The 22077-nt window shown below is 67.6% G+C and carries 29 protein-coding genes; 4 read left to right on the forward strand and 25 right to left on the reverse strand.

The features are described 5' to 3' along the window. Positions 1 to 22 precede the first annotated feature (22 nt). From BIU98_RS07975 to BIU98_RS08045, 13 genes are all read right to left on the reverse strand, one after another. Positions 23 to 322 carry a hypothetical protein gene (locus BIU98_RS07975; protein ID WP_071274469.1) on the reverse strand — a complete coding sequence of 100 codons (300 nt, stop codon included), beginning with the start codon at positions 320 to 322 and terminating at the stop codon, positions 23 to 25. A gap of 58 nt (positions 323 to 380) precedes the next feature. Continuing rightward, a complete protein-coding gene (locus BIU98_RS07980) occupies positions 381 to 881 on the reverse strand; it encodes a hypothetical protein (protein WP_071274472.1) in 501 nt (166 codons plus the stop codon). Further along, positions 878 to 1651, reverse strand: coding sequence for a Fic family protein (locus tag BIU98_RS07985; protein WP_083393098.1), 774 nt, complete (start codon positions 1649 to 1651; stop codon positions 878 to 880). The genes BIU98_RS07980 and BIU98_RS07985 overlap by 4 nt, the downstream gene beginning before the upstream one ends. A gap of 25 nt (positions 1652 to 1676) precedes the next feature. Continuing rightward, positions 1677 to 1886 carry a hypothetical protein gene (locus tag BIU98_RS07990; protein WP_055949702.1) on the reverse strand — a complete coding sequence of 70 codons (210 nt, stop codon included), beginning with the start codon at positions 1884 to 1886 and terminating at the stop codon, positions 1677 to 1679. Between the two features lie 82 nt (positions 1887 to 1968). Beyond that, entirely contained in the window at positions 1969 to 2418 is a 450-nt protein-coding gene (locus tag BIU98_RS07995; protein WP_071274478.1) for a hypothetical protein, read from the reverse strand. Continuing rightward, positions 2418 to 2678, reverse strand: a complete 261-nt coding sequence (locus BIU98_RS08000) for a glutaredoxin domain-containing protein (protein WP_071274481.1) — start codon at positions 2676 to 2678, stop codon at positions 2418 to 2420. The genes BIU98_RS07995 and BIU98_RS08000 overlap by 1 nt, the downstream gene beginning before the upstream one ends. A 286-nt stretch (positions 2679 to 2964) precedes the next feature. Next, on the reverse strand, positions 2965 to 3237 hold the full coding sequence (locus tag BIU98_RS08005; RefSeq protein WP_139200630.1) for a hypothetical protein: 273 nt from the start codon (positions 3235 to 3237) through the stop codon (positions 2965 to 2967). A gap of 325 nt (positions 3238 to 3562) precedes the next feature. Then, on the reverse strand, positions 3563 to 4048 hold the full coding sequence (locus BIU98_RS08010; protein ID WP_071274486.1) for a hypothetical protein: 486 nt from the start codon (positions 4046 to 4048) through the stop codon (positions 3563 to 3565). Between the two features lie 50 nt (positions 4049 to 4098). Next, the gene (locus BIU98_RS08015; protein WP_071274489.1) at positions 4099 to 5034 is read right to left on the reverse strand and encodes an ArdC-like ssDNA-binding domain-containing protein; all 936 of its coding nucleotides are present in this window, start codon (positions 5032 to 5034) and stop codon (positions 4099 to 4101) included. An 80-nt stretch (positions 5035 to 5114) separates the two neighbouring features. Beyond that, entirely contained in the window at positions 5115 to 5321 is a 207-nt protein-coding gene (locus BIU98_RS08020; RefSeq protein WP_071274492.1) for a hypothetical protein, read from the reverse strand. A gap of 818 nt (positions 5322 to 6139) precedes the next feature. Further along, positions 6140 to 7630 carry a ParB N-terminal domain-containing protein gene (locus BIU98_RS08030; protein WP_071274498.1) on the reverse strand — a complete coding sequence of 497 codons (1491 nt, stop codon included), beginning with the start codon at positions 7628 to 7630 and terminating at the stop codon, positions 6140 to 6142. A 100-nt stretch (positions 7631 to 7730) separates the two neighbouring features. Further along, positions 7731 to 8123 (reverse strand): DUF3846 domain-containing protein, encoded by a 393-nt coding sequence (locus BIU98_RS08035; protein ID WP_083393099.1) that lies wholly within the window; start codon positions 8121 to 8123, stop codon positions 7731 to 7733. An 809-nt stretch (positions 8124 to 8932) separates the two neighbouring features. Beyond that, positions 8933 to 9238 (reverse strand): hypothetical protein, encoded by a 306-nt coding sequence (locus tag BIU98_RS08045; protein ID WP_139200631.1) that lies wholly within the window; start codon positions 9236 to 9238, stop codon positions 8933 to 8935. Between the two features lie 44 nt (positions 9239 to 9282). Here BIU98_RS08045 and BIU98_RS08050 point away from each other — a divergent pair, with 44 nt between their 5' ends. Continuing rightward, on the forward strand, positions 9283 to 9585 hold the full coding sequence (locus tag BIU98_RS08050; RefSeq protein WP_071274510.1) for a hypothetical protein: 303 nt from the start codon (positions 9283 to 9285) through the stop codon (positions 9583 to 9585). Between the two features lie 9 nt (positions 9586 to 9594). Here BIU98_RS08050 and BIU98_RS08055 read toward each other — a convergent pair whose 3' ends face one another. Both BIU98_RS08055 and BIU98_RS08060 read right to left on the reverse strand, forming a co-directional pair. Then, entirely contained in the window at positions 9595 to 9783 is a 189-nt protein-coding gene (locus BIU98_RS08055; protein ID WP_071274513.1) for a hypothetical protein, read from the reverse strand. Between the two features lie 151 nt (positions 9784 to 9934). Then, positions 9935 to 10531: a hypothetical protein gene (locus BIU98_RS08060; protein ID WP_071274516.1), complete on the reverse strand. Its 597-nt coding sequence runs from the start codon at positions 10529 to 10531 to the stop codon at positions 9935 to 9937. A 648-nt stretch (positions 10532 to 11179) separates the two neighbouring features. Here BIU98_RS08060 and BIU98_RS08065 point away from each other — a divergent pair. Further along, the gene (locus BIU98_RS08065; protein WP_071274519.1) at positions 11180 to 11872 is read left to right on the forward strand and encodes a DUF6338 family protein; all 693 of its coding nucleotides are present in this window, start codon (positions 11180 to 11182) and stop codon (positions 11870 to 11872) included. On the opposite strand, the gene BIU98_RS08070 is transcribed toward BIU98_RS08065, so the two are convergent. The 3 genes from BIU98_RS08070 to BIU98_RS08080 all read right to left on the reverse strand — a co-directional run bounded on the left by BIU98_RS08070 (position 11869) and on the right by BIU98_RS08080 (position 14085). Continuing rightward, positions 11869 to 12252 carry a hypothetical protein gene (locus tag BIU98_RS08070; protein ID WP_071274522.1) on the reverse strand — a complete coding sequence of 128 codons (384 nt, stop codon included), beginning with the start codon at positions 12250 to 12252 and terminating at the stop codon, positions 11869 to 11871. The genes BIU98_RS08065 and BIU98_RS08070 overlap by 4 nt on opposite strands. Before the next feature lie 12 nt (positions 12253 to 12264). Next, positions 12265 to 12765, reverse strand: coding sequence for a toll/interleukin-1 receptor domain-containing protein (locus BIU98_RS19700; protein ID WP_217635681.1), 501 nt, complete (start codon positions 12763 to 12765; stop codon positions 12265 to 12267). 369 nt (positions 12766 to 13134) lie between these two features. Further along, positions 13135 to 14085 (reverse strand): zinc-binding dehydrogenase, encoded by a 951-nt coding sequence (locus BIU98_RS08080; protein ID WP_254787826.1) that lies wholly within the window; start codon positions 14083 to 14085, stop codon positions 13135 to 13137. A 101-nt stretch (positions 14086 to 14186) separates the two neighbouring features. Between BIU98_RS08080 and BIU98_RS08085 the strand changes: the two genes are divergently transcribed. After that, positions 14187 to 14750: a TetR/AcrR family transcriptional regulator gene (locus tag BIU98_RS08085; protein ID WP_071274528.1), complete on the forward strand. Its 564-nt coding sequence runs from the start codon at positions 14187 to 14189 to the stop codon at positions 14748 to 14750. Positions 14751 to 14830: 80 nt separating this feature from the next. Here BIU98_RS08085 and BIU98_RS20050 read toward each other — a convergent pair whose 3' ends face one another. Then, positions 14831 to 15268 (reverse strand): SRPBCC family protein, encoded by a 438-nt coding sequence (locus tag BIU98_RS20050; protein ID WP_083393100.1) that lies wholly within the window; start codon positions 15266 to 15268, stop codon positions 14831 to 14833. A gap of 33 nt (positions 15269 to 15301) precedes the next feature. Beyond that, positions 15302 to 16285, reverse strand: a complete 984-nt coding sequence (locus BIU98_RS08090) for an SDR family NAD(P)-dependent oxidoreductase (RefSeq protein WP_083393102.1) — start codon at positions 16283 to 16285, stop codon at positions 15302 to 15304. Positions 16286 to 16384: 99 nt separating this feature from the next. On the opposite strand from BIU98_RS08090, the gene BIU98_RS08095 reads away from it, so the two are divergent. Then, positions 16385 to 17242, forward strand: a complete 858-nt coding sequence (locus BIU98_RS08095) for a helix-turn-helix transcriptional regulator (RefSeq protein WP_071274531.1) — start codon at positions 16385 to 16387, stop codon at positions 17240 to 17242. A 93-nt stretch (positions 17243 to 17335) separates the two neighbouring features. Here BIU98_RS08095 and BIU98_RS08100 read toward each other — a convergent pair whose 3' ends face one another. The 5 genes from BIU98_RS08100 to BIU98_RS08120 form a co-directional block, all read right to left on the reverse strand. Further along, complete coding sequence (locus tag BIU98_RS08100; RefSeq protein WP_071274534.1) at positions 17336 to 18181, reverse strand: NAD(P)H-binding protein; 846 nt, start codon at positions 18179 to 18181, stop codon at positions 17336 to 17338. 59 nt (positions 18182 to 18240) lie between these two features. After that, entirely contained in the window at positions 18241 to 18951 is a 711-nt protein-coding gene (locus BIU98_RS08105) for an SDR family NAD(P)-dependent oxidoreductase (RefSeq protein WP_071274537.1), read from the reverse strand. A gap of 104 nt (positions 18952 to 19055) precedes the next feature. Beyond that, the gene (gene nagA / locus BIU98_RS08110) at positions 19056 to 20225 is read right to left on the reverse strand and encodes an N-acetylglucosamine-6-phosphate deacetylase (RefSeq protein ID WP_071274540.1); all 1170 of its coding nucleotides are present in this window, start codon (positions 20223 to 20225) and stop codon (positions 19056 to 19058) included. A 144-nt stretch (positions 20226 to 20369) separates the two neighbouring features. Further along, positions 20370 to 21296 (reverse strand): N-acetylglucosamine kinase, encoded by a 927-nt coding sequence (locus BIU98_RS08115; protein ID WP_071274543.1) that lies wholly within the window; start codon positions 21294 to 21296, stop codon positions 20370 to 20372. After that, entirely contained in the window at positions 21293 to 22030 is a 738-nt protein-coding gene (locus tag BIU98_RS08120; RefSeq protein ID WP_071274546.1) for an N-acetylmannosamine-6-phosphate 2-epimerase, read from the reverse strand. Before BIU98_RS08120 ends, BIU98_RS08115 begins: the two co-directional genes overlap by 4 nt. Positions 22031 to 22077 lie beyond the last annotated feature (47 nt).

Raw genomic sequence — 22077 nt, forward strand, 5'->3', positions numbered from 1 at the left:
GCCGCGGTGTGTGCTGTGACCGTTAGGCGAGGTTGACGTGCATCAACCAGATGCACACGGCGATGAAAGCGCCCCAGAACGTCAGACCAGACCATCCGAGGACGATGCCGACGACGGCGCGACCCGGGAGGTCCGTGCCGCGGCAGAGGCCGACGATCCCGAAGACGATCGCGAGTATCGGGATCGGCAGCAGCGCGCCGAGAAGCACGGACTGGATACCGAGGAACACGCTCCACCGTGACAGCTTCGTGCCCCGGCGAGGACCGGGCAGCGTCGGTGCCGGCGATACGGGCGACCACTGGGGCGGTGCGTAGTTCGTCATGTTCCTGTCCCCTCGTCGGTTGTGCGCGACGGTACCGCCGGCGGCTGACACACTCGCGTCACCAGAGCGTCGGAGTGTTCGCCGCGATCCCTGTCCGACACGTGCGAACGGCATCGGCGTCCCACCCGTGCTCGCGGAACGCTTCGCGGAGCTCACGGGAGAGACGCACGCGCTCCGAGCGGGGGAAGCTGATCGTGCGGAGCGCGGTCGCACCGTTGCTGTGTCGGCCGCGCTGCGTCCGCTCGAGCATGTTCCCGCGGTGCGTTCCCGGCGCCAGGTGCGATCGTTGCGGCTCGACGTCGACGTGCACGCAGAGTGGCACGTCGCACGCGTGCAGGAGAAGCCTCGACGGAGGCAGGACGGCGCCGGTGAGGTGCTCGTAGAGCCACCGCTGCGGGCGCATAGCGCGTTGTCCGCCGTCCGGCTGCGGCACCCAGAACCGGCCGTACCCGTCGTCGCCGACGGCGCCCGTCCAGATCCAACAATCGGACGAGGCCGGACCCTGCACCACGTGTGACCAGAACCGTTCCGCGGCACTGACGGGAGCGGGCCCGGTCATCGCTCCATGCCGTCGTGTCCGCGGGACTGCTCGGGCAGAGAGGGCCACTGCTCCATCGTCGGTTCGTTCGTGCCACGGTGCTCGGTCTGGCGGGCGTCGGGGTCGATGCCGGCGGTTCGCATCATGTCGCGATCACGGCGCTCGAACGCGTCGAACTCACGCTCATCCCGCACGGGCACACTCTCGACCAGGTGGGCACGGAGGTAGTCCGCAAGAGGACGGTCGTTGCCGGCGACGGCGTAGAGCCGTGCGGTGCGCAGCTCGTCGACGTCGACGCGTTCCCAGTCGATCGGGTGCCCGGCGCGCTCGGCGATCGCGGACACGTAGGTGCTTTGGGATCTGGTGTTGCCGTCGCGGTAGGGGTGGATGGCCGACAACTCTCCCCACCGGTCCGCGAGCCGATCGGCGAACGTGTCAGCGTCGAGGCCGGTGAGGTAGTCCTCCCGCTCGAGCTTGCCGAACAATGTCGCCAGGTTCGCGTCAATGTACTCGGGGCGGCAGTACGGGATGCCCGTGCCAGTTGCCTGCACGTCGACGTCGCGGATGCGTCCAGCGATGCCGGGCACCAGGTCACCGAACATGCGTTCGTGGATGCTCTGGAGGTACCCGTAGCCGGGGCGGTCGGGCACCGGCTCGGCGCGGACCTCGGCCATCGTGATCGACGCGACGTCGTTCATCGCCTCGTCAAGCTGTCGCTGATCGTGAATCCCCGCAGCGTTCACCAGGACCCCACCACTACCCGGGTAGGTGTACTTGTCGTCGACGCTCATCCGCTCCCCCGCAGGACGCCGGCGCTCAGCGCTGGCGGAGAGGAAACCCGTGCTTCGCAGCGACCTCCGCGCGCGCATCCTCCGGCGACAGCGTCCCCTCGAGGATGCGACGGGCCCGGCCGAGCGCTTCCGCGTCGGGGAAGTGGCCGGCGAGCTGCTGGCCCTTCTCGACCAGCGCCATCTCCTGCTCGACGTCGATCGTTCGGGCGGTGTCGTGCTCGGTCTTGATGCTCATGGGGACTCCCCTGCTCGGACTCGATTCTACCAACCGCGTCGCTCGCGGAAGGGGCGGATCTCGTGGTGACGGCGAGGACCGCTCAGGCGCGGGTGCCGGCGTACTGGGGGAACATGCGGTCGATCGTCGCTTCGTGACGGTCAGCGCGTTCGTCGTCGCCGCGGATCCGCGAGAGCTCCGCGAAGGACTGCCCGTCCGGGCTGGGTGCTGCGGGACGGCGGCACATCTCGGCGTAGTACCGGTCCGCGTCGCGTTCCGCCTGAGCGAGGAGCTGCTCGAGGCGGTGCACCTGGGCGATGAGTTGGGGCTGAGCGGCGGAGAACCCGACCATGTAGCCGGCCTCCCACACGTGCCGGCCCTCGGCGTCGAGTTCCCACTCGCGGACGTCCTCGGATGGGTCGTGGGTGGCCCGGTCGATCGCGATGAGGGCGTGGCCCGGGTCGATCAGGAAGAGCTCGTCGACGGCAGCGCGAGTCTCGGGCTGGATCGCGTCGCGGTAGGCGGTGGTCGGTCGTTCGAGCGTCATCGTCATCACGCGACCTTGACCGTCGAGGTGGCGGTCTTGAGCTGGTCGATCTTGTCGGGGCGGAAGCCGCTCCAGGAACCGGTCTCGGTGTCGGTGATGACGATGGGTGCGTTCATGCCGAGGGTGGTCTTCCACTCCTCGATCTGCGCCTGGTCGACGTCTTCGAGGTGAACCTCGTTGAACTCGACGCCGGCGGAGACGAGAGCGCGCTCGGTGGCCATGCACATGCCGCAGAAACCAGACTTGCTGTAAACCGTGATGCTCATCGAAATCACCTTCCGAAAGATTGTGATGCAGTGGAGGCCCCTCCCCCGTTGCATGCTTCCATTCTACGTCAGAATAGCCGGGTTGACCAGCATTTTTCCTGCATTCTTTGACCCTTTTTTAGCCGCGCGGCACACCTCTAGGCAGGCCGATCCACTGCATTCCCTGGCACCAACGCGGGGCGTTTAGGAAGGCGACTTCGGGGAGTGAACGGTTGCGGAAGGGCTGGAAATCCCCTGGTGCATTTGCCCCGTTCTGTCATTCACGGAACCGAATAGGAATGCCTGGCTACGCCTCTCCCGTCGCCGCTGCCCGTGCCTGCCGCGGAGCGGCCTCTCCGGTCGCGACCGCAACCGCCGCGGTCAGGCGATCGCTGAGTGCGCGCGCGTCGGCGAGGCCGCGCTGTCGTGCTTCGATCCACTCGACGTCGGGGCCTTCGTCCTCGTCCCACTCGTAGGCGTCGTCGAGGCTCTGCGACGTTGCCGGTACGACGCGTTGCACGAGTCGTGCGATGTGTTCCCAATCCTCGCGCTGCAACGTGACCTGCACTGTGTCATTCATGGTGCTTCCTCTCCCTCTCGTTTTTTTTGCCGTGAAGGCGACTTGTCGCCGCTAGGACGAGCGTCCGGAATGCAACCGGTCGTGGAATATATGGAGGGGACCCGCTTGCGGGGAGGGGCCGTTTATGCCGCGAAAGCCGGTTGCATTCCGGGTGATCGTCCGTATGCTGCCGAAGGCTTCACGGCAAAAGAACGGGCCGCAGGCCCCGCAGACCGGCGCTACGTCGCCGGTTCTACCAGCACCGCAGGTGCGCCGGGGGTGTGGGGGCGGGCCGCCTCCACGGGCGACCGAAGGTCGGCCACGCCCCCGGGCTCCCGTGGGCCCATCACTCGGCCGCGGTGTCGAAGTCCCGGAGTCGGTGCAGCCCCGTGGCGATCGCGTCGAATCGGTCGGCTTCCCGCGCGTGCTGGCGGTGCTTCCGGCTGCCCTCAACCCAATGCGCTGCGCTGGCGCGTGCGACGTCGGCGCGGAGTTCGGTCCACGTGATCGTCTGGGCGAGGGTGAACGGCGGCTGCGTGCCGGTGTCGCGGAGCCCGCTCCGCGGTGCGACGGGGGCCGGGCTGGGGTCGTAGAACTCATCGCGCCAGGCGTAGCCGACGGCACCGGCGGGGCCGTCGCCGCCGCGGTCGAACGCGGCGCGGTGCTCGTTGTCGAGGTCGTGGGGGCGTCGGGTGCAGAACCACTCTTCGCCCATCTCGGCGGTTTCTGCGCCGCACGTGGCGCCGGTCGAGTCGAGGTCCGCGGCCGGGGCGGCCGGGTCGGTCGTGCGGGGGTCGAGGTCGTCGGGGCGGCGGTAGGTGACGGCGTCCATCGGTGGTGCTCCTTCCGGGGGCGGGGGCCGCTCGGCGGCCCCCGCGGTGACTACTGGTCGGTGGGCTCCGCGTCGTCGCCGTCTTCGGCGTCGACGCCGGCAGGGGTGAGGATCGCGGCCACCTGGTGCGCCGCCATGAGGACGCGCGCGGCGGTTGAGCGGATCAGGTCGGCGTTCGCGTCCGACCATCCGGCGACGTAGCCGATCGAGTAGGCGGCGGTGTCGAACCCGACCAGTCCAGAGACGACGTAGGCGACGCTCTCGGCCTCGGTTTCCATGAGGCCGCGGTGCTCGGCGTACTCGGTCAGGTCGTCGGTGTGGCCGAGGAGGATGTGCGCGAGCTCGTGAATGAGCGTCTTCGCGGAGTGCTCCGGGGCCAGGTGCGACCCGACCACGACGCGGCGGGCGGCGGGGTCGGTGAAGCCGTTGCGGCCTTCTCCCGGCTCGGTGTGCTCGACGCTCCATCCGTCCGCGACCAGGTGGGCGGTCAGGGTGCCGATGACGCCGTGGTCATCGGGTCCGGTCAGGGGCGCGGTGAGGGTCGACGGGTCGGCGGCGTCCGGGTCGATCGGGTCGGTCTGGGCGATGTCGAACACGGGCAGGATCGGGAACCGGGGGTAACGCTTCTCGACGTCGTCGCCGTTCTCGTCCTGCTCGGTCACCTTCCTGGTGCTGTAGCCGAAGATGCGGAGCGACTTCTCTCCCTTGCGGACCTGGCGGCCGAGGGCCTGCCACTTCCGGAACCCCGCCACCCGCTCGGCGTCGGGGCGCTGAGCGAGGATCAACAACACGTTGTTGAGGCTGTACGTGTGGAACGCGCCCGCGAACTGCAGGAAGGCCGTCCACCGGTCCGAGTCGCGCAGCTGCTCGACCTGCGTCGCGATCGACTCGTGCAACGCGGCCGCCTGCTCCTTCCGCTGCTCGGGGGTGACGGACGGGCGGCGGGTGTCGGTGGTGCGCTTCTTGGTGGCGGTGGTGGTGCTCATGGTCTGTACCTCCGGGGTCTCGATCGGTGAGGATGGGAGGCGGGAGGGGGCAATTACGAGTTGTCCCCTCCCGCCTTGGTTCACTCCGCAGGCGGCGTGAAGGTGATCGTGTCGACGAACGTGGCGACCTCGACCCCTTCGAGAACGAACGTGCTCGCGAGGGTCCAACCCAGCGACGCGGCGGTCTTGAGTTCCGCGGCCCGCTCTCGCAGTGCCGCCGTCCTCGCCTCGGCTGCGTCGTCGGCCTTGCTGACAACCCGGGTCAGCGTCTCGATCTGGTAGCGCATGTGCTCTTCCTCTCCCTCTCGTTTTTTTGCCGTGAAGGCGACTTGTCGCCGCTAGGACGGGAGGGTGGAGTGCAACCCGAAGGGCGGTGGGGGAGAGAATTTCGGCGCGAAATAAGGGAGCGAAGCGACCGCGTGCCGAAAATCTCGGAGGAGCCGGCGGCTTGCCGCTTGCGCGGAACCCGGACGTCCGTACGCTGCCGAAGGCTTCACGGCAAAGAAACGGGCCGGAGGCCCAAACTGTGCCGGCGAAGCCGGTTCCACTGGGAGCGAAGCGACTCCCGGCCGGGGCCGGAAGCCCCGGGCTGGAGCGCCACGCTCGACTAATCGTCTGGAGACGTAGTGGATTTCGACACGTTGCTGGTCTGGCGTTGGTTCGGTGGCTATCGGGGCACGTTCACCAACACCCGGATCGCAGGCCCGAGTAGTCCTGTTGTCTCGGCCCCCACGGCGAACCTCGACGCCCTACTCGCGTGGTCACAGGAGCAAGTTGAGTTGGGGATCGTCCGTCCGACGCCCACGTTCACTGTCAAATGCGATGGAGTCCCCATCAACCGATTCCTCTGGGCGAGAACTACGCAGGTGGCGCGGCTTTCCTGGGAGGAGATCTAGGGCACGCGGGACCTGCGCCGCCATCCTGGACCCGCCGCAGGCGGTGACAGCCGAGAGCTCCGTCGAGCGGCTCCGGGGTCTGGGAGGGGGCGGAGCCCCTTGCCGTTGCGGCGGAGCCGCGACGCGGCACACGGACGCTGAGACGGCCCGATGGGACCGGTGCTGGGTGTGCGTGGGGGCCGCTGGCTGCGACCCCCACGCTGGTTCACCTACTCGGCTGCGGTGTCCGCGTCCTCGGCCTGGTCGACCGGCTCGGGCTGGATGCCCGCGGCGATCTTTTCGACGTCGGTCAGGCGGTGGCCCCATACTGCCAACTGGTTGAGGTACGCCGCACCCTCGGTGGTGGGGCGTCGCCACCACTCGCGGTTCGCCGCGTTCTCGAACGCGGACAGCACCACGGCGAGGGCGACGTGCGGTGCCTTCGCGGGGTGCTGCTCGACCCACGTCGCGACCGTGTCAGCGCCGTAGCCGGTCCCTGACTCGATGCTGAGCAGATCGCGGACACCGCCGCTGTTGTCGGCGCGCATGGTCCACCCGTGGCGGGTGCCCGCGACGGCGGCGAACATGGTCCAGTCCTTCGGCAGCGTCTTGCGCTGCAGGAGCGACTTCACGAACTCGGTCCGGAGCGTGTCGGCCGCGTCCCACGCCTTGTTGTTGGCGATCAGTTCCCGGCGCGCAGCCTTCTCGGCCTCCTTCTGCTCGGCGGCTTCTTCCTCGGTCAGTTCCGCCGCCGGGGCGGTGCTGAATGAGTACCGGGGGTACTTCACGTGGTGCGCCTCCGGGGTGGTGCACACCGCGACCGCGGTGTGCTCACCCCATGCCTGCAGGAACAGAGCGTGACCGGCGCAGCCGGTCGCGTGCGCTTCCGGGTCAAGGATGGGCCGGTCCTCGGCGTCGTCCTCGGCGTCGGTCAGGTTCGTCACGGCCGTGTAGTCGTCCTCGGTCGTGACGACGCGGACGCCCTTGGCTTCCCACTCCCCCGTGATCCGGGCCATGTCGGCCTTGCCCTGCCGGTCCTGCCGGATGCGCTCGGCGGTGAACGGCAGTTCTTCGGCGTAGCCCTCGTCCACGCAGCCCTGCAGTTCCGCGATGGCCTCCGGGTCGTCCTGGAACTCCGCGAACAGCAGTGCGTCGTCCAGGGTGAGCGCGGAGTCGGTCACGGCCTTCGTCGCGGCCTCCGACTTCGCGACGGCGAGGGTCGCCTTCACGGTGTCCCGCTTCGTGCCGGTCTCCTTGGCGATCGCGGTCGCGGACAGGCCCTCCAACTCCAACTGCCGGTACGCCTGCAGACGGTCGGCGTCGGTGAGGCCGACGCGGCGCTCGTTGGCGACCAACTGCTCCGCGATCCGGGCCGCGGTGCTGTCGCCGCGCTCGGTGATGAACACCGGGACGGTGGTCCCGGCCTCGCGGGCAGCGAGGACGCGCATCTGGCCGTCGCGGACGACCACGGCCCCGTCGGCGTTGCGGTAGCCGATGGTCGGCAGGAGGACCCCGTGGCGCTTCACGGACGCCAGGAACGCGGGGTCGAGGTCGGCCGCGGTGCGGACGTTGTCCTCGATCATCACGTCCGCGGCGGGGACGTGCACCAGGTCGACGCCGGTAGCGGCGGGAGCCGCGTCGACCGGGGTCTCGATGGTGCTGTCCTCGGGCTGCGGCTGGTCCGTCAGGTGAGTAACGGCGATGTGTTCGGTGATGCTCATTGTTTTGCTACGCTTTCCGGTAGTGACCGGGTGCGGGTCCTGGCAATTAACGGTTGTCGGGAACTCCGCACCCGGTCTTTTCTATGGGTGCTGCGGTGTCTTACTGGTGGAGCGCGGCGGACAGTGCTTCCGCCCGTTCGAGCGCGGCATGTGCCTGCTCGAACGCGGCCGTGACCGCCTTGTACTGATCCGGTGACAGTGACCGAACGTCACCGGCACGGTCGGCGCTGAGGAACAGCACCGGGCCGTAGAGCGGGTCCGCGGTTCGGGATCGACCGAGCACGACCGCTGCGACGGTCGCAGCCGGGTTGACCTCGGCGGTGTACGCGCCGTTGTCATCGACCCATGCCTCGATCCCGTTCGGGAGGCGGACCACGTCCACCACACCGCACCCGATCTGCGCTTGCAGGCCCGCGAGGACTGAGGTCCCCACATTCACCACGACGCCGTCGGCGCGACCATCCGCGGTCGCTCGGATACCCATCAACTTCATGTGTTCTTCCTTCCCTCTCGTTGTTTGCCCGTGAAGGCACGTAGTGCCGATCAGGGAGAAGGGCGCAGCGTCAACCCGGAGGGCGGTGGAGGAGAGAAGTTCCGGCCGAAATAAGGGAGCTTGCGACCGCGGCCGGAAGTTCTCGGGGGAGCCGGCGGCTTGCCGCTTGCGCTGTGGCCGCCGACCGTACAATCGCCGCAGGCTTCACGGGCAAACAACGAACCCGCAGGGTTCAAAGCGCAGCGCCGGCTTGCCGGCTCAGATCGGTCAATGCAGTCCGCCGTAGGCGGTCCGCTGAGATCAGGACAGTCCGCCGGCGGCGGTCCGATCAGGATCCAGCTCGAGCAGCTCGCCGGCGTGCGAGGCCGGAGCGTGAAGCGGCCCCGGCCTGTTGGGGGGAACAGAACCGGGGCCGACTGCAGCTCGAGCTGATTTTGGGGGGCTGCTCGAGCCGCGGCGCCTGGAACCGTTGGGGGAACAGGTCCAAGCGTGGGCCACGGTACGCGCACCCTCCGACGCCAACAACGGCGGCCGCTATGGGGTGGCTGGGATCTCCGTGCGGTGCTTCACAGCGGCCCGCCACACCCAGGCCGCGGTAGCGGCCTGGCCACTCCCCCACTCGATCAGGACCGCGTCGGAGCTCGCGGCGATCGCCGCCGCGTCGACGCGATGATCCTGACCGTCATAGGTGCGGATCCACGCCCGCACGGGCGCCGGCGGCACGACGTCGGCGACGAGCTCGCCACGGGCCTCTCTGGGCAGTGACACGGCCTCGTCGGGCAGCCAGCGGTCTCGCCGGCGCCGAGCCATCAGCGGCGCCCCTGCGGCCGGAGTGACCGCTTCTTGAGTCTGTCCATGGGGACCCAGACGTGGTGAACGAAACCCATGTGCACGAGCTGCACGTAGACCACGTCGCCGTCGGCCTGCTCGACGAACCCGGGACACGTCTGCGGGCCCGACCGGGTGAACTCCACCTGCACCCACACCGCCGGGTACCCCGACACCCGGTCCGGCGCCGGCGGCGCGTCGATACCGAGCGGCTGGTCCTCGGGGGGATCTGGGTGGATGGGCGGACTCCACCGGTGTTCGGGCATGACGCCGATGATCGCGGCCACCGCCGACACCTGCAGGTGTCGGAGCTCGACGCGAAGATGGGGACATGACCACCGTGCGCGGCCTCATCCGCTCGACAGCCACCATCACCGCCGACGGCCACGCGGACGATCAGAGCACAGCGCGTGAGCGCGCCGTCGCCGGCCTGGATCTCACCACGCACGAACTGGTGCAGGCGAACACCCTGACCGCGAAGGCGTCGGGTGACATCACGATCCGCGCCGTGGCGCGGTCCAGGGACGTCCGCCCGCTCGAGGCGACCGGGACGAACTACCCCGCCGCGATGACCGTCTGCCGACAGAGCATCCCCGACGGGTGGATCAGCCTGCACGTCCTCGTCGACGAGTAGGTGCGCCGGTCACGGCCGCCGGCGCCGGTCGTCCTGCACCTGACCGACCAGGCTCAAAGTGCGCTGCAGCGCCGCCTCGGTCACTGGGTAGTCGGCCGCGGAGCGGTCGAGCAGATTCAGCTCCTTGATCGCACGACGGCGCGCGGCCGCGAGCTCATCGACGGTGAGCCACCGCAGCGCCTCGAGCTCTTCGTCCACGAGGCGTGAGCGTACCCGCGGACCGACGTGCCACCCTGTCGAAACCCAGCCACCTCGAGCGGCGGCAGATGACGTCGACTACGTGACCACGACCCCTCCGATGGCCTGCGTAGCGCAGCGAAGACAGGGCGCAGCCGCGCAGCGGCCCACGTCAGACTCGCGTCAGGCCGCTCAGGCCGCTCAGGCGACGCCACAGCGGAACCTCGTCGGAGCGCCACTCCTCGAGCGAGCGGACGTTCAAGCCGCGCGCGTCGACGGTGAGCTCCTTCTCGAACCCGTCCATGTACCGCGCGTACACGCGATCGCTCGGGATACGGGCGACCCACACGGTTGCCGAGTGGTCGCCTGGGGCCTGGCGGTCACGGGCGAAGTACCGAGCCTGCTCGACGTCGAGGGTCCACGACAAGCCCTCTCGGTTCGCCTCCGTCGCGCCCCGGTACGCCACCCGCGTTCCCCGCCGTGGTCGCTGCACGACCATGTCCTCGGTGTACTCGGCGCACTCGAACATCGCTCGCCACACCTCGATCGGAACGGGGGAATGACCGAGCCGATAACGCCACATCCTCGGTAGGAAGAACGTCAGCATCCCGGGGGTCAGCGATCCCGATTTGAACCGCTCGACGACCGCTGACTCAGGTGCGAGGTTGCCGGTCTCGTTCACCAACCGGACGATGCCGGCGAACTCATCGTCTGACAACACCAGGCGCGCCCGCGCAGCCATCTCGCGCACATCGCTCTCCGCGACCATGTCCCTCTCCCCTGCTCAGGTTCCTAGTTGTCTTTGCCGAGTCCCGGCAGCCCGCCGCCCAAAGCTCGGACAGACTTCCCCTTGTGTGACCGTCGCGGCTTCTTCTTCGGCTTCGCAACGGGCTGCGTTCCGTTCTCGCACCGGAGATGGCTCGATGGCACCTTGTGCCGCTCGAACCCACGGGCGACCCCATCCACGATGACGACCCGAACCAGTGCGCCGCACGACCCGCAGCGCTCGTAGCCGTCAGGCTTCTGTACGGGGCGCTTCATGCGGTGACTCAACGGGGAGGGGCGATTCCGCCCCTCCCCATTGCACGCGCTAGCTGGCCGCTACTTGGCCTGCTTCGGTGGCTTGATCTGCGACGAGGGCGGTCGCACGACTGGCGGGCGCTGCACGTTGGCTGGCTGAATGCCGAACTGCCCATCCGGCTTCCGTGCCTCGTCCGTCACTTTGCCTGCTGCTTCGGCGTCGACGGCGGCTGAATCTGGGACGTGGACGTCCGCGTTGCAGGGCGGTACTGCACTCGAGCAGCCTGCATGCCACGTTCAGTGAGCCGCGAGCTCGCCGCGGACTTCCGGTACGTACCCTTCGCTGTCTTCGCCATGCTGCGCCTCCTCCTAGCATTATCACCGGGAGAGGGGTCCGATGCCTACAAGTGCGCTGGGGGTTGCCTTCTACGTCTTCGCCCTGTTCCCCGGGGTTGCCTTCATCTTCGCCCGGGAGGGCCACCAGCCGGCGGTCAAGCGGTCGGTACTGCGGGAGACCGCAGCGTTAGTGTTCGTGAGCGCTGTCTGTGATGCGATCATCGCAGCCGCCGTCGCGTTTGTCTCAATCTGGTGGGGCACGCTCCGCTCGCGACTCGGCGAGGTCCTCAGCGGAGATCTCGGCTGGGTGCAGAACAACGTGCCGGCCTCCGTCTTCATCGCCATCGGCACAGCTGGCCTCGCAACCCTGCTGGGCTACTTCCTTGGCTCACAGTGGGCAGATACACACGGTCTGCGCCGTATCTGGAAGTCCGCGATCCCCCGGGACACCTCAGCGTGGAAGAAGCTCTTCGATGCTGCACCCGACAACACAGTCGTGCAGGTGGCCGTGATCCTGAAATCCGGCGCCTGGGTCAGTGGTGAGCTCTACGAGTTCGACGCAGACCCCGACCCGCACCCTCATCGCGCGATCGTGCTGACACAGCCTCAGTACAAACCCTCCGACAGTGACGACGCTGCCCCGCTCGAGGGCGTCGACTGGATCGTGATCGAAGCCGGCGATATCGAGCAGCTTCAGGCTGCCTTCGTCGAGGTCGAAGAGCTCGAGGACACTTCCGACGACGGCGACAACTAGACCCCCTCGAGGCCCTTGATCGCGGTCTCGAGCTGGTCGCGTCGGCCGAACGGGTCGGCGACTCCACTCACCAAGCCGAAGTCGCCGAAGTAAAACCGCCGCGCTAGCTTGAGGACCTCTCGGGCGACCCCGTCCGTGTCGGTCGGGGCCAACGTGGACTCAAAGACGTACTGCGGCTCGATGCGCCCGGTGGTGACACTGACGACCGAAACAGACCAGCGAACCTCCTTCTGCACGAGAAGCGCGCTGCTGTCGTCGAGCTCGACCATTACGTTGCGCTGGTTCTCGTCGTCGTGCTCGATGCGCCCGACCGTCGTCGTGAGGAAGGGTGCGGCCCCCGAAATTGCGCTGGCGACAGCGAGCGCCTCGAACTCATCCATGGCTACTTCCCCTTAGCCGGCTGAAGCCGAGCTCAGTGCGTCAGCTTCTTCGCCGTTGAGCTCACCGACAAGCTCGGCAATTTTCTCCGCGATGACCGCCAACGAGTCTTCCTTCGTACTCAGCCCGCCGCGGGAAGCGAGCATCGGGCTCACCTGGTCCAACTCCTCGAAGGACACACCATGCAGTACAGGCACCAACAGGCTCCGGCGCAGCAGTGCGCTGAGTTCACTGCTTGCCACGCTGCGGTCGGTTCGAAGCTTGTCGAGCATCGCCGGCGTCACGAGCACGATTCCGATGCGCGAGGTCGCAAGCCCCTTGTCGATGGCCACCCGCATGTCGGTGCCGAGCTTCAGTGTGACCTCGCTGAACCAGACCGACACCTCCTCGCCGCGGAGCAAGTCGTAGAGGTCCGTCGCGTCCGCCTGGCGATCCGGCCACGCGTGGCAGAGAAATACGTCGTGCACCTGCGTGCGCGTCACAACTGCTGCACGGACTGACTCGAGGTCGCGCACTTCCTGCGCCGTGTACGAGACGGAAGACGTACTCGGCTGCCAAGACGGCCGGGCCGTACGCCGGCTCCCTCCCCCGCCACTGCTACTGCCGCTGCCGCTGCCACCGCGACTGGTACCGGCGCTGCTCCGCACCTGAGCGGCCGGTGTCGGGAAGGGCGAATACGGGCGTGGCGGCGAGTAGCTGTACCGTCCGCGCCGTCCACAAGACGGGCATGCAGCTGCAGCTGCTGAGGACCGGTGACCCCGAACGGGCGCAGTGCAGTAAGACATGTCAGTGATCGTATCCACGGCAACCGACATTGGGAACACAGCCCGAGCAGTCTCAACAGACGATAGGCAACCGGACGGCTCACCACATCGCTTGGATGATTAAGGGCGGAGAACGATTCGGCCGAAGACGTCGCCGTCATCCATCCGTTGGTGCGCAGTCGCTGCTTCCGCAAGCGGCATGACGGCGTCGATGACCGGGTGCAGCTCCCCGCGCACGGCCGCCTCGAAGCTCGCCAAGCGCGCCGCATCACGCTCGGTAGGGTCGATCGAGGCGAGACTGAATGTCGCGACGGATCGTGACTTCTGGAACGACTGCATCAGCCTCATCCCGAAGTCTGCGGGCGGGAATCCGGACACGGCGCCGACGAGCACCATCCGGCCGTTGGGCGCGAGGCGGTCGATGAAGTCGGGGACAGCGGGCCCCCCTGCGATGTCCACGATCACGTCGAACTCGGTTGGCGCAGATGCGTCACCGTCCCCTGCTCGGTCGAGGATGTGAGTTGCGCCGAACTGCTGCAGTCGGCGGCCGCGGTCCGACGATGAGGTCGTGACGGCGACAGCCGCAGCTCCGAGTTGGGTAGCGAGTTCTACGGCCGCGATCCCGATGCTGCCTGCAGCTCCGCGCACGAGGACCCTGTCACCGCGACGTGCGTGGGCATGCGCGAGCGCGAAGTGCGCGACCGTTGCAGCACTACCCAACGCGACCGCATCAACCGAGGAGATTCCATTCGGAAGGACAACGACATCGCCGAAGCGGGCGACGGCAAGCTCGGCATAGCCGCCGGACGTACCAGTGAAGGCCCAGACCCTCTGGCCGATGTGGTTCCGGTCGACGTCCGCACCGACCTCGACGATTGTCCCCGCGACCTCGCTTCCAAGGACCATCCCTGACGGGTACCCGCCGCCGAGTGTTCCGCGTCGGATCACTGCGTCGACGCCCCCGATTCCCATGGCATCAGTGCGGATGACAACCTGATCGGATTCCGGCTTCGGCGCGGGTAGGTCGACCAACTCCATCCCGCTCGGTGCACCGAACTCTCGGATCGTCATAGCGCGCATCGGTTCTCCTGATCGTCGTGGGTGGGCGTACCGTCAGGACGGTAGTGGACGCCTGCGTCCACTACCGCCAAGTGAGATGAACGGAGTGCCTAATGGCTCAGAAGCTGCGCGCCGACGCCCAGGACAACCGGGACCGTATCCGCGCGGCAGCCCGGCAGCTCTTCGCCGATCACGGGACGGACGTCGGGATGCGGGAGATTGCTCGTCAGGCGGGCGTGGGGCCGGCAACCCTGTATCGACGGTTTCCAACCCGACAAGCGCTCGTCGACGATGTGTTCGCTGACGAGCTGGCAGCCTGCCGGACCATCGTCGAGCGCGGCCAGGAGAATCCCGACCCGTGGCAGGGCCTCCGCTTCGTCATCAGCGAGCTGATCGTGCGCAACGCCGGTAACCATGCATTCGTCGATGCGATCGCTACGACGTCTGAGGGAAGCGGAGCAGTCTCGCAGCATCGTCGACAGCTCATCGCTATGCTTCAGGACCTCTCGCAACAGGCAAAGAGTCGACGGAGTCTTCGCGCTGACTTCACAACCGACGATGTGATCCTGGCGCTGGTCGCTGCCCGAGGACTCAGCTCGTTAGACGCATCGAGGCGTGGGATCGCCGCGCGCCGCCTCGCAGCGCTCATTCTCGACGCCCTCCAAACGGAGCCATGACGCTTGACCGCTTCCCGTCCGCCGGTCAGGACCGGACGGTTTCACGTCCTAGTCGCCGCTGTCACTACCCCTGCAGCAGGTCACCGGTGAGGTGCAGCAGCGAGACCGTGCACCATCTTCCGCATCGTCCGGCGAAGGAACGGTCGGAGGAATAAGCCTGTTGGGAACGGCGTCGTGTACCGGCCGGACCACGTGATGAGCGTCCCCCCGTTAGCGACGGGTGAGAGCTGAATCTCCGCTCGGTAGTCGCTCATCACCGGGTTCACGGCGTCACCGTAGACAAACAAACGTCCGGGGCGCAGTTCGATGATGCGTTCACTGGTCGTGATTTTCCCTGTACGGAACGCACGAACAGCACCGACTTTGTCATGACCGTCAGGAGATAACCCGGCCGACTGCGCGATGACCAACTCATCGACAGTGCCCCACCGGGGCCACGACCGGGCGTCGATGAGGTACTCCCAAATCTCCGACGGTGACAGCGCTGAATCTGCAATCGCTTCAAAGTCACCTTGCATGGGTGCGCGGCTCTCTACTCGAAGTGACGGCAGTCATGCTTGGACAAGTGCTTCGCTCGTCGTCCACAGCTCCTCCGCCTTCGCGGTGTCGTAGGACTCCTCCGACGACGGGATCGGGGTGCGACCGTCGAAGTAGGTGCCCGTCGTCGCGTTGAGCCCCGGATCGGTGGCGAGGTAGGCGAGAGCCGAGCCGGACTCCTCGGCGGTGTGCACGTTGGGCGTCATCACGCGCCGGACGAGCCAGGTCATCCGGGGAAGGATGTGCTTGGCGATGATCCGCACCGGCGCTGGCGCGGAGCGCTGCAGCCCGGTCCCGGGAACCAGGCCCGGGTTGAACGCGTTCGCGGTGACACCGTCGGGTAGCCGTCGGTCGAGTTCGTAGGTGTAGAAGACGTTGGCCAGTTTCGAGGTGCTGTAGCGGCGCTGACCGGCGACGAAGGCGCCGTCCTTGCTGCTGAGCGGACCGAGGGTGCCGTGCGCGAGTTCCCGTGCGGTGCTCCATGCCGGCACGGGGACGCCGGCCTTCATGGCCGGGTCGTGGGTGTCGCTGGCGACGACGACGACTCGTGCCGGAGCAGCCAAAACGGGGCGGAGCTCTTCCACGAGGAGGAAGTGTGCCAGGTGGTTGACGCCGAACGACGACTCGAACCCGTCCTCCGTCGTCGTCATCGACGCGCCAGCCTGGACGCCAGCGTTGCACACGACCGCGTGGAACGGCGGCAGCGTCCCGGCCGCGGCGCGGGAGACGAGGTCCGCGGCGAAGCTGCGGACGGCAGCGAGCGACGCGAGGTCGACCGACAGCGATTCAACCGTGTTCCCCGTGCGAGCGGCTTTGCGGAGTTCGTCGACGGCGGACTGGGCGCGGGTGGCGTCGCGGTTCGCGACGATGACGTGCCAGGGGCCCTCGGACTGCAGCACGCTCTTGGCTGCGGCGAGACCGATACCGCTGGTACCCCCGGTGATGAGGATCGTGCGGATCGTGCGGGATGAACGATTGGTGGGGGCGTCTGCGGGCATGACCTCAGTGTGGAAGCGTCCCGAGACGTCAACCAGGGACAGGTTGTACGCGTACACGTTGTTCCTGGCTGAGGATCCTCAGGAGGGGACAATGACGGGATGATCGATCGCATCGCCCTGGCTGACTTCCTCCGCCGACGTCGGGAAGCGCTGACCCCGGCGGACCTCGGCCTGCCGGGTGGCATGCGCCGCCGGGCCACGGGCCTGCGCCGTGACGAGGTCGCGCTGCAGGCAGGGATCTCCTCCGACTACTACGCCCGCCTCGAGCAGCATCGCGGCGCGAACCCGTCCGAGTCCGTCATCGCGGGCCTCGCCCGAGCGCTGCGACTAGATGATGACCACCGGGATCACCTATTTCGTCTCGCGGGCTTCGCGCCTCCGGTAGCCGGACCCTCCCGGCACATCCGTCCAGGTCTGCTGCAAATGCTCGACCGTCTTCCTGACATCCCGACCCTGATCTGCAACGACCTCGGCGATGTGCTGCACCAGAACACCCTGGCCACGGTCGTGCTCGGTGACCTCGCCGGCACCTCAGCGCTCCGCCGCGATCGGCCTGCCAACCTCATCCGGGCCTGGTTCACCGACTCGCAGGTGCGCAACCGGTTCCCCGCCGAAGACTGGGCTGCTCACTCTGCAGCGCACGTCCGCGACCTGCGTACGACGACATCTCGCCGTGGTGGTGATGCTGATGTGGTCGCGTTCGTCGAGGAACTGATCGCTGGCAGTGCGGAGTTCCGTCAGCTGTGGCAGGAGCACGACGTCGGCGGTCGACGCTTCGCCCACAAGCGCATCGCGCACCCCGAAGTCGGGCTCATCGACCTGAACTGCGAAGTGATGCTCACCCCGGAGAACGGCCTGCAAGTGATCGCGTTCTTCCCCGTCGAGGCCACCGACGCACGGCAGAAACTCGACCTGCTGCACGTCGTCGGGCTACAGCCCCTGGCCGCCGGCCACTGACCGCAAGCGCCCACAACCACGTCAGTCCGCCTCCCGTTCGAGAAACGACGAAGCGCCCCTCCTCATGGAGGGGCGCTTTGTCGTCACCGGATCTCAGGCGAACAGATCCGCGTGCTTCACGGCCCACGTGCGGAACGGCGTCGCCGGCTGGCCTGTGAGGTTCTGCACGTCGTCGGTGATGACGCCAGCTCGGCCGGCTCGGAAGAGTTCATCGAGGTTCTGCCGAGCTCGGGCCATGAACTCCGGCGTCCCCTTCGCCAGCGCCTTGTCCGCTTCCGCTTCGGGTGTGGAAGCGACGAAGGCGAGCTCGGCGCCGAGGACGTTGGACAGGGTGGCCGTCATCTCGCTCGGCGACAGGGCCTCCGGGCCCGTCAGGAGGTACCCCTTACCGGCGTGGCCGGCCTCCGACAGGGCGATCGCCGCGACGCGGCCGATGTCGAACGGGTCGACGACACCGATCTTGCCCGGTTCGGTGGCGTCCACGACCTGCTTCGACGAGCGGATCGTTTCAGCCCACCAGGTTGCGTTCGACATGAGCCCCGAGGCGTAGAGGTACGTCACGTCGAGTGTCGAGGAGCGGAACACCGCGTCGCGGGCGGCGATGAGCTGCCCGATCGTCGGCGCCGGGTGCAGGAGCGTCCCGAGCGAGGACAGCAGGACGACCTTGCCGACGCCGGCGGCCTGGACGGCGTCGATGAAGCCCTGCGCCTGCTCGGTGGAGGGCGCGAGCTGCATGAAGAAGACCCCCTCGGCGCCCTGGGCGGCGGCGGTCAGGCTGGCGGTGTCGTCGAGGTCACCGACGGCGTAGGAGACACCGGCGGGCAGCGCGGAAGCGCGGTCCTCACTGCGAACGAGAGCGCGGACGTCCTGGCCGCGGGAGATGAGCTGGTTGACGACTTCGCTGCCGACGTTGCCGGTGGCTCCAATAACGAGGTACATGAGTGGGTCCTTTCGAAAGGTGGGAGAAAGAAGGTGGTGCTGGTCTGGATGGTGCAAGGTCACCAGGGCAGGTCGCCGTCGCGGTCGCGGTAGGCGCCGGTCTCGGTGCTGTCGGTGATGAGGTGCAGGATCGCGTCGGTGCCGTCCGTGACGGAGTGACCCCGACCGCCGCTGAGGTCCGTGGCCGTCATCCCCGGATCGGCGACGTTGATCCGCATCCCCGGGAGCAGGCGTGCGTACCGAACGGTCAGCATGTTGATCGCTGCCTTCGACGCCCCATAGAGCGGCGTCCCCGCGGTCGCCTCGATGCGCTCCGGGTCGTGGAACAGCCCAAACGAGCCGATGCCGCTGCTCACGTTGACCACGCACGGGTCGGCAGACTGCTCCAGCAGGGGTAGGAACGCGTGGAACACCCGGACGTACCCGACGACGTTGGTCTCGAGCACCTCGGAGAGGTCGTCGGCGGTGTAATCGTGGGCATCGCGGAGGGGACCTGTGATGCCGGCGTTGTTGACCAGGACATCCAGGTGCCCCTGCTCTGCGGTGACCGTCGCCACCGCGGCATCCACGGACGCGTCGTCGCGAGAGTCGAGCTGGACGAAGCGGGCGCCGACCTCGGCCGCTGCGGCTGCGCCACGGTCGGCGTCGCGAGCTGCGAGGTACACCGTCGCACCCTTGGCGACGAGGCGCCGTGCCGTTTCCAACCCGATGCCCTTGTTCCCGCCGGTGACCAGAGCCACTCGCGGGGCTGCGTGCTGTTGTGCGTTCATGACGACAACGATCTGCCCGCACGGCGAACTCACCATCGCCCAACCTGTCCCACCCAGAGCACGTCTCGATAGCCGACCGGCTAACGGGCAGCACGAACGTCGTCTCAGGACAGCCGGCACCCCCGTGCCCAGACGTGCTGTACCTGCAGAGTGGGAGACAGCACAACGATGTCTGCGGTGAATCCTGACTTAAGTAGACCGATTTCACTTTCCAAGCCAAGGGTCCTCGCCGGAACGTTGGTGAGAGCACCTACCGCGGTGGAAAAGTCGAGACCAGCGGCGGTAACGGCCATGCGGAGCGCCTGGTCTTGGGTGAGTGTTGACCCAGCGATGGTGTCGGAGCCCACAAGTCGAGCAACGCCACCTACGACCTTGACATCGAGTGAGCCGAGCTCATACGACCCGTCGGGAGCGCCGGCAGCCGCCATGGCGTCAGTGATGAGGGCAATGCGGCCTGGTGCGAGCCGGAACAGCCCGCCCGCCACGGTTGGGTGGACGTGCACGGCGTCGAGGACGAGCTCGAGCGTGATGCGTGGGTCGCTGGCGGCGGCCATGATCGGCCCCGGGCGACGGTGGTGGATGCCGGGCATGGCGTTGAAGGCGTGGGTCAGGATGCGCGCCCCGACATCGAACGCCGCCGTGGTGAGCGCGTAGTCGGCTTGCGTGTGCCCGACGGCCACCGCAATACCGTGCTCGGCAAAGGATCGGATCGCTTCCAGGGCACCCTCGAGCTCGGGTGCGATGGTCACCTGCTTGAGGACTCCTTCTCCGGCATCGATGAGTCGGTCGACGAGATCAGGTGTAGGTGCACGTAGGTGCTGCGGGTCGTGTGCACCGCGGTTGTCGGCAGCCAAGAAGGGGCCCTCGAGGTGCGCGCCGAGGATGAGCTCGTCGTCGAGCATGAGGGCCCGAATCTGACTGAGTGATTGCTCGAGGGCGTCGATCGGTGCGCTTACCAGGCTGAGCACGGATCGGGTGGTCCCGCGGGAGCGATGCATTGCGAGGGCGGAGCTGCCCGATGACATGTCGGCGTCGTAGGACTCGCCGGCTCCCCCGTGGCTGTGCAAGTCGATGAAGCCCGGGGTGAGTGTCGCGTCGCCGAGGTCGACCACGGTGTGGGCGAAGGGGACGAACTGTCCGGTTCCGGTGGCTTCGATTCGGTCGCCGGCGATGAGTATCCAGGGGTCGGTCGTCGTGCCGCTGGCATCGACGGCTCGGCTGGCCTTGAGAAGCGTTCGCGCTTGGTCTTTGCGCGCAACGTGGCGTGAGCTCATGCGGGTACCTACCGGTCGGTCGCCGCTCGAACGGTGAGCGGTAAGCGGGGTGAACTAGGGATACGGCTGCCAGCCGACGCCCCCGAAGGCGTCGGCTGACAGGTATGTGAGAGTGGCGTGGTTCGCTCGCTTGTTGAGGTCAGTTCACGCCGGTTTGCGCCAGTGGTGGACGAGGGAGCCGTAGCGCTCGGCGGCTCCGTCGCGGCCGAGATTCATCGCTCCGGCGAGCCCGGATGCGTCAGCGGTTCGAAGGATCGTCCTGGGTGATTTCCGGCGGAGGTCCGCATCGAAGAAGCGCCGGAGGACTGTTCCTGGGGCAAGCAAGTTGCCACCGACGGCGACGTTGACGTGGTCTTCCCCGATCCAGGTGGTGGCTGCTGCGGCGGTGGCGGAGAGCTCGTCGGCGGCGGTTCGCAGGATTTCCTCGGCGACGAGATCACCTTCTGCTGCGATCGCGAGGACGTCCCGAGCGAATTGCGCTACGGCGTTGACTGGTCGTGCTTCGGCGAGGATCTGCTCCCGAAGGTGCGGGATGGGGCCGTAGCGGCGCTCGGCAGCGAGTTCCAGGTCGGTGGCGGGGCCGATGCCGTCGTGCCGCCGCAGGACTGTCGCGACGGCGGTCTGGCCGATCCAGAACGCGGAACCAAGGCAGCCGAGAAGATAGCCGTTGCCGTCGAAGAGGCGGGGTTCACCGGTCGCGGGCAGTGCAAGGCAGGCGACGCCGGTACCCGGAACCAGGGCCACGCCGGTCGATCCGGAGAGTGCGCCGTAGTGCGCTGTGACGGAGTCGTCCGCGAGCCAGACGTCCTGTGCGCCGGTGGCTTGACCCACGAGCCGGCAGATCGCATCTGCTCGTTCAGCATCCGGAGGGGCGGTGGTGAGGCCGAGCATGACGCGGTCGGTCTCGGGGCAGTCGGCGAGGCGCCATCCTTCGATGATCGCGTTCGCGGTAGTCATCACCAGGTCGCCTTCGAGGCGGCCGACGCCCTCGACTTCCACAGTTCGGTCCAGCTCTGAGTGCCGGATGCGGGTGGTTGACTGTCCGCCGTCAACCGCGAGGATTCGGGTCATCGTCCGGCCGCCGGTTCGGTCGCTGATGCGTTGCCTGTTGCTACAGCGGTGATGGCGTTGACGAACCAGCCGCTGATCGCTGTCGGGTCGGTGATCGCTGCGCCGATGACGACGGCATACGCCCCCTGCTGAATCGCCTCCGCTGCGTGTTCCGGGGTTCGGAGGCGTCCCTCCGCGAACACGGGAACGTCGACGCTGGATGCGAGGCTACGGACGAGTTCGAAGTCCGGGCCATCGTGCTGCTGGCGGGTGTCGGCGGTGTAGCCCGACAGGGCGGTGCTGATCATGTCGGCGCCGGCCTCCGCGGCGGCTTCGCCATCGGCGACAGTCGCGGCGTCGGCCATTACGAGCGCGCCGGTGCGGTCGTGGATTGTCTGGATGGTCTCACGCAGCGTCAGCCCATCAGGTCGGGGCCGTCGGGTGCCATCGAGCGCGACGATCTGCGCGCCGGCATTGGCCACAGCGAGGGCGTGGGCGACGGTGGGAGTGATGAAGACGTTTTCGGTGTCGTCCGTCTTCCACAGACCGATCTGCGGCAGCGAGATCTTCTGGTGGATGTGGGAGATGTCGTTCAGGCCTTCGATGCGGAGGCCGACTGCCCCGCCAGCATGGGCGGAACTTGCGAACTTCACCATCGAGGCTGGGCTGTAGAACGCCTCGCCGGGGTTTGCTTGACACGACACGATGAGGCCGCCGCGGAGCGTACTGAGGAGCTGTTGCTGAGTCGAGTTCATGGTGTGGTTCTGTTTCTTGTTCTACCGGGCGCGGAAGGGCTGTTCGG

Origin of the sequence: Curtobacterium sp. MMLR14_010, from assembly GCF_001865015.1 — a bacterium.
In the GTDB taxonomy this organism is placed as follows: domain Bacteria; phylum Actinomycetota; class Actinomycetes; order Actinomycetales; family Microbacteriaceae; genus Curtobacterium.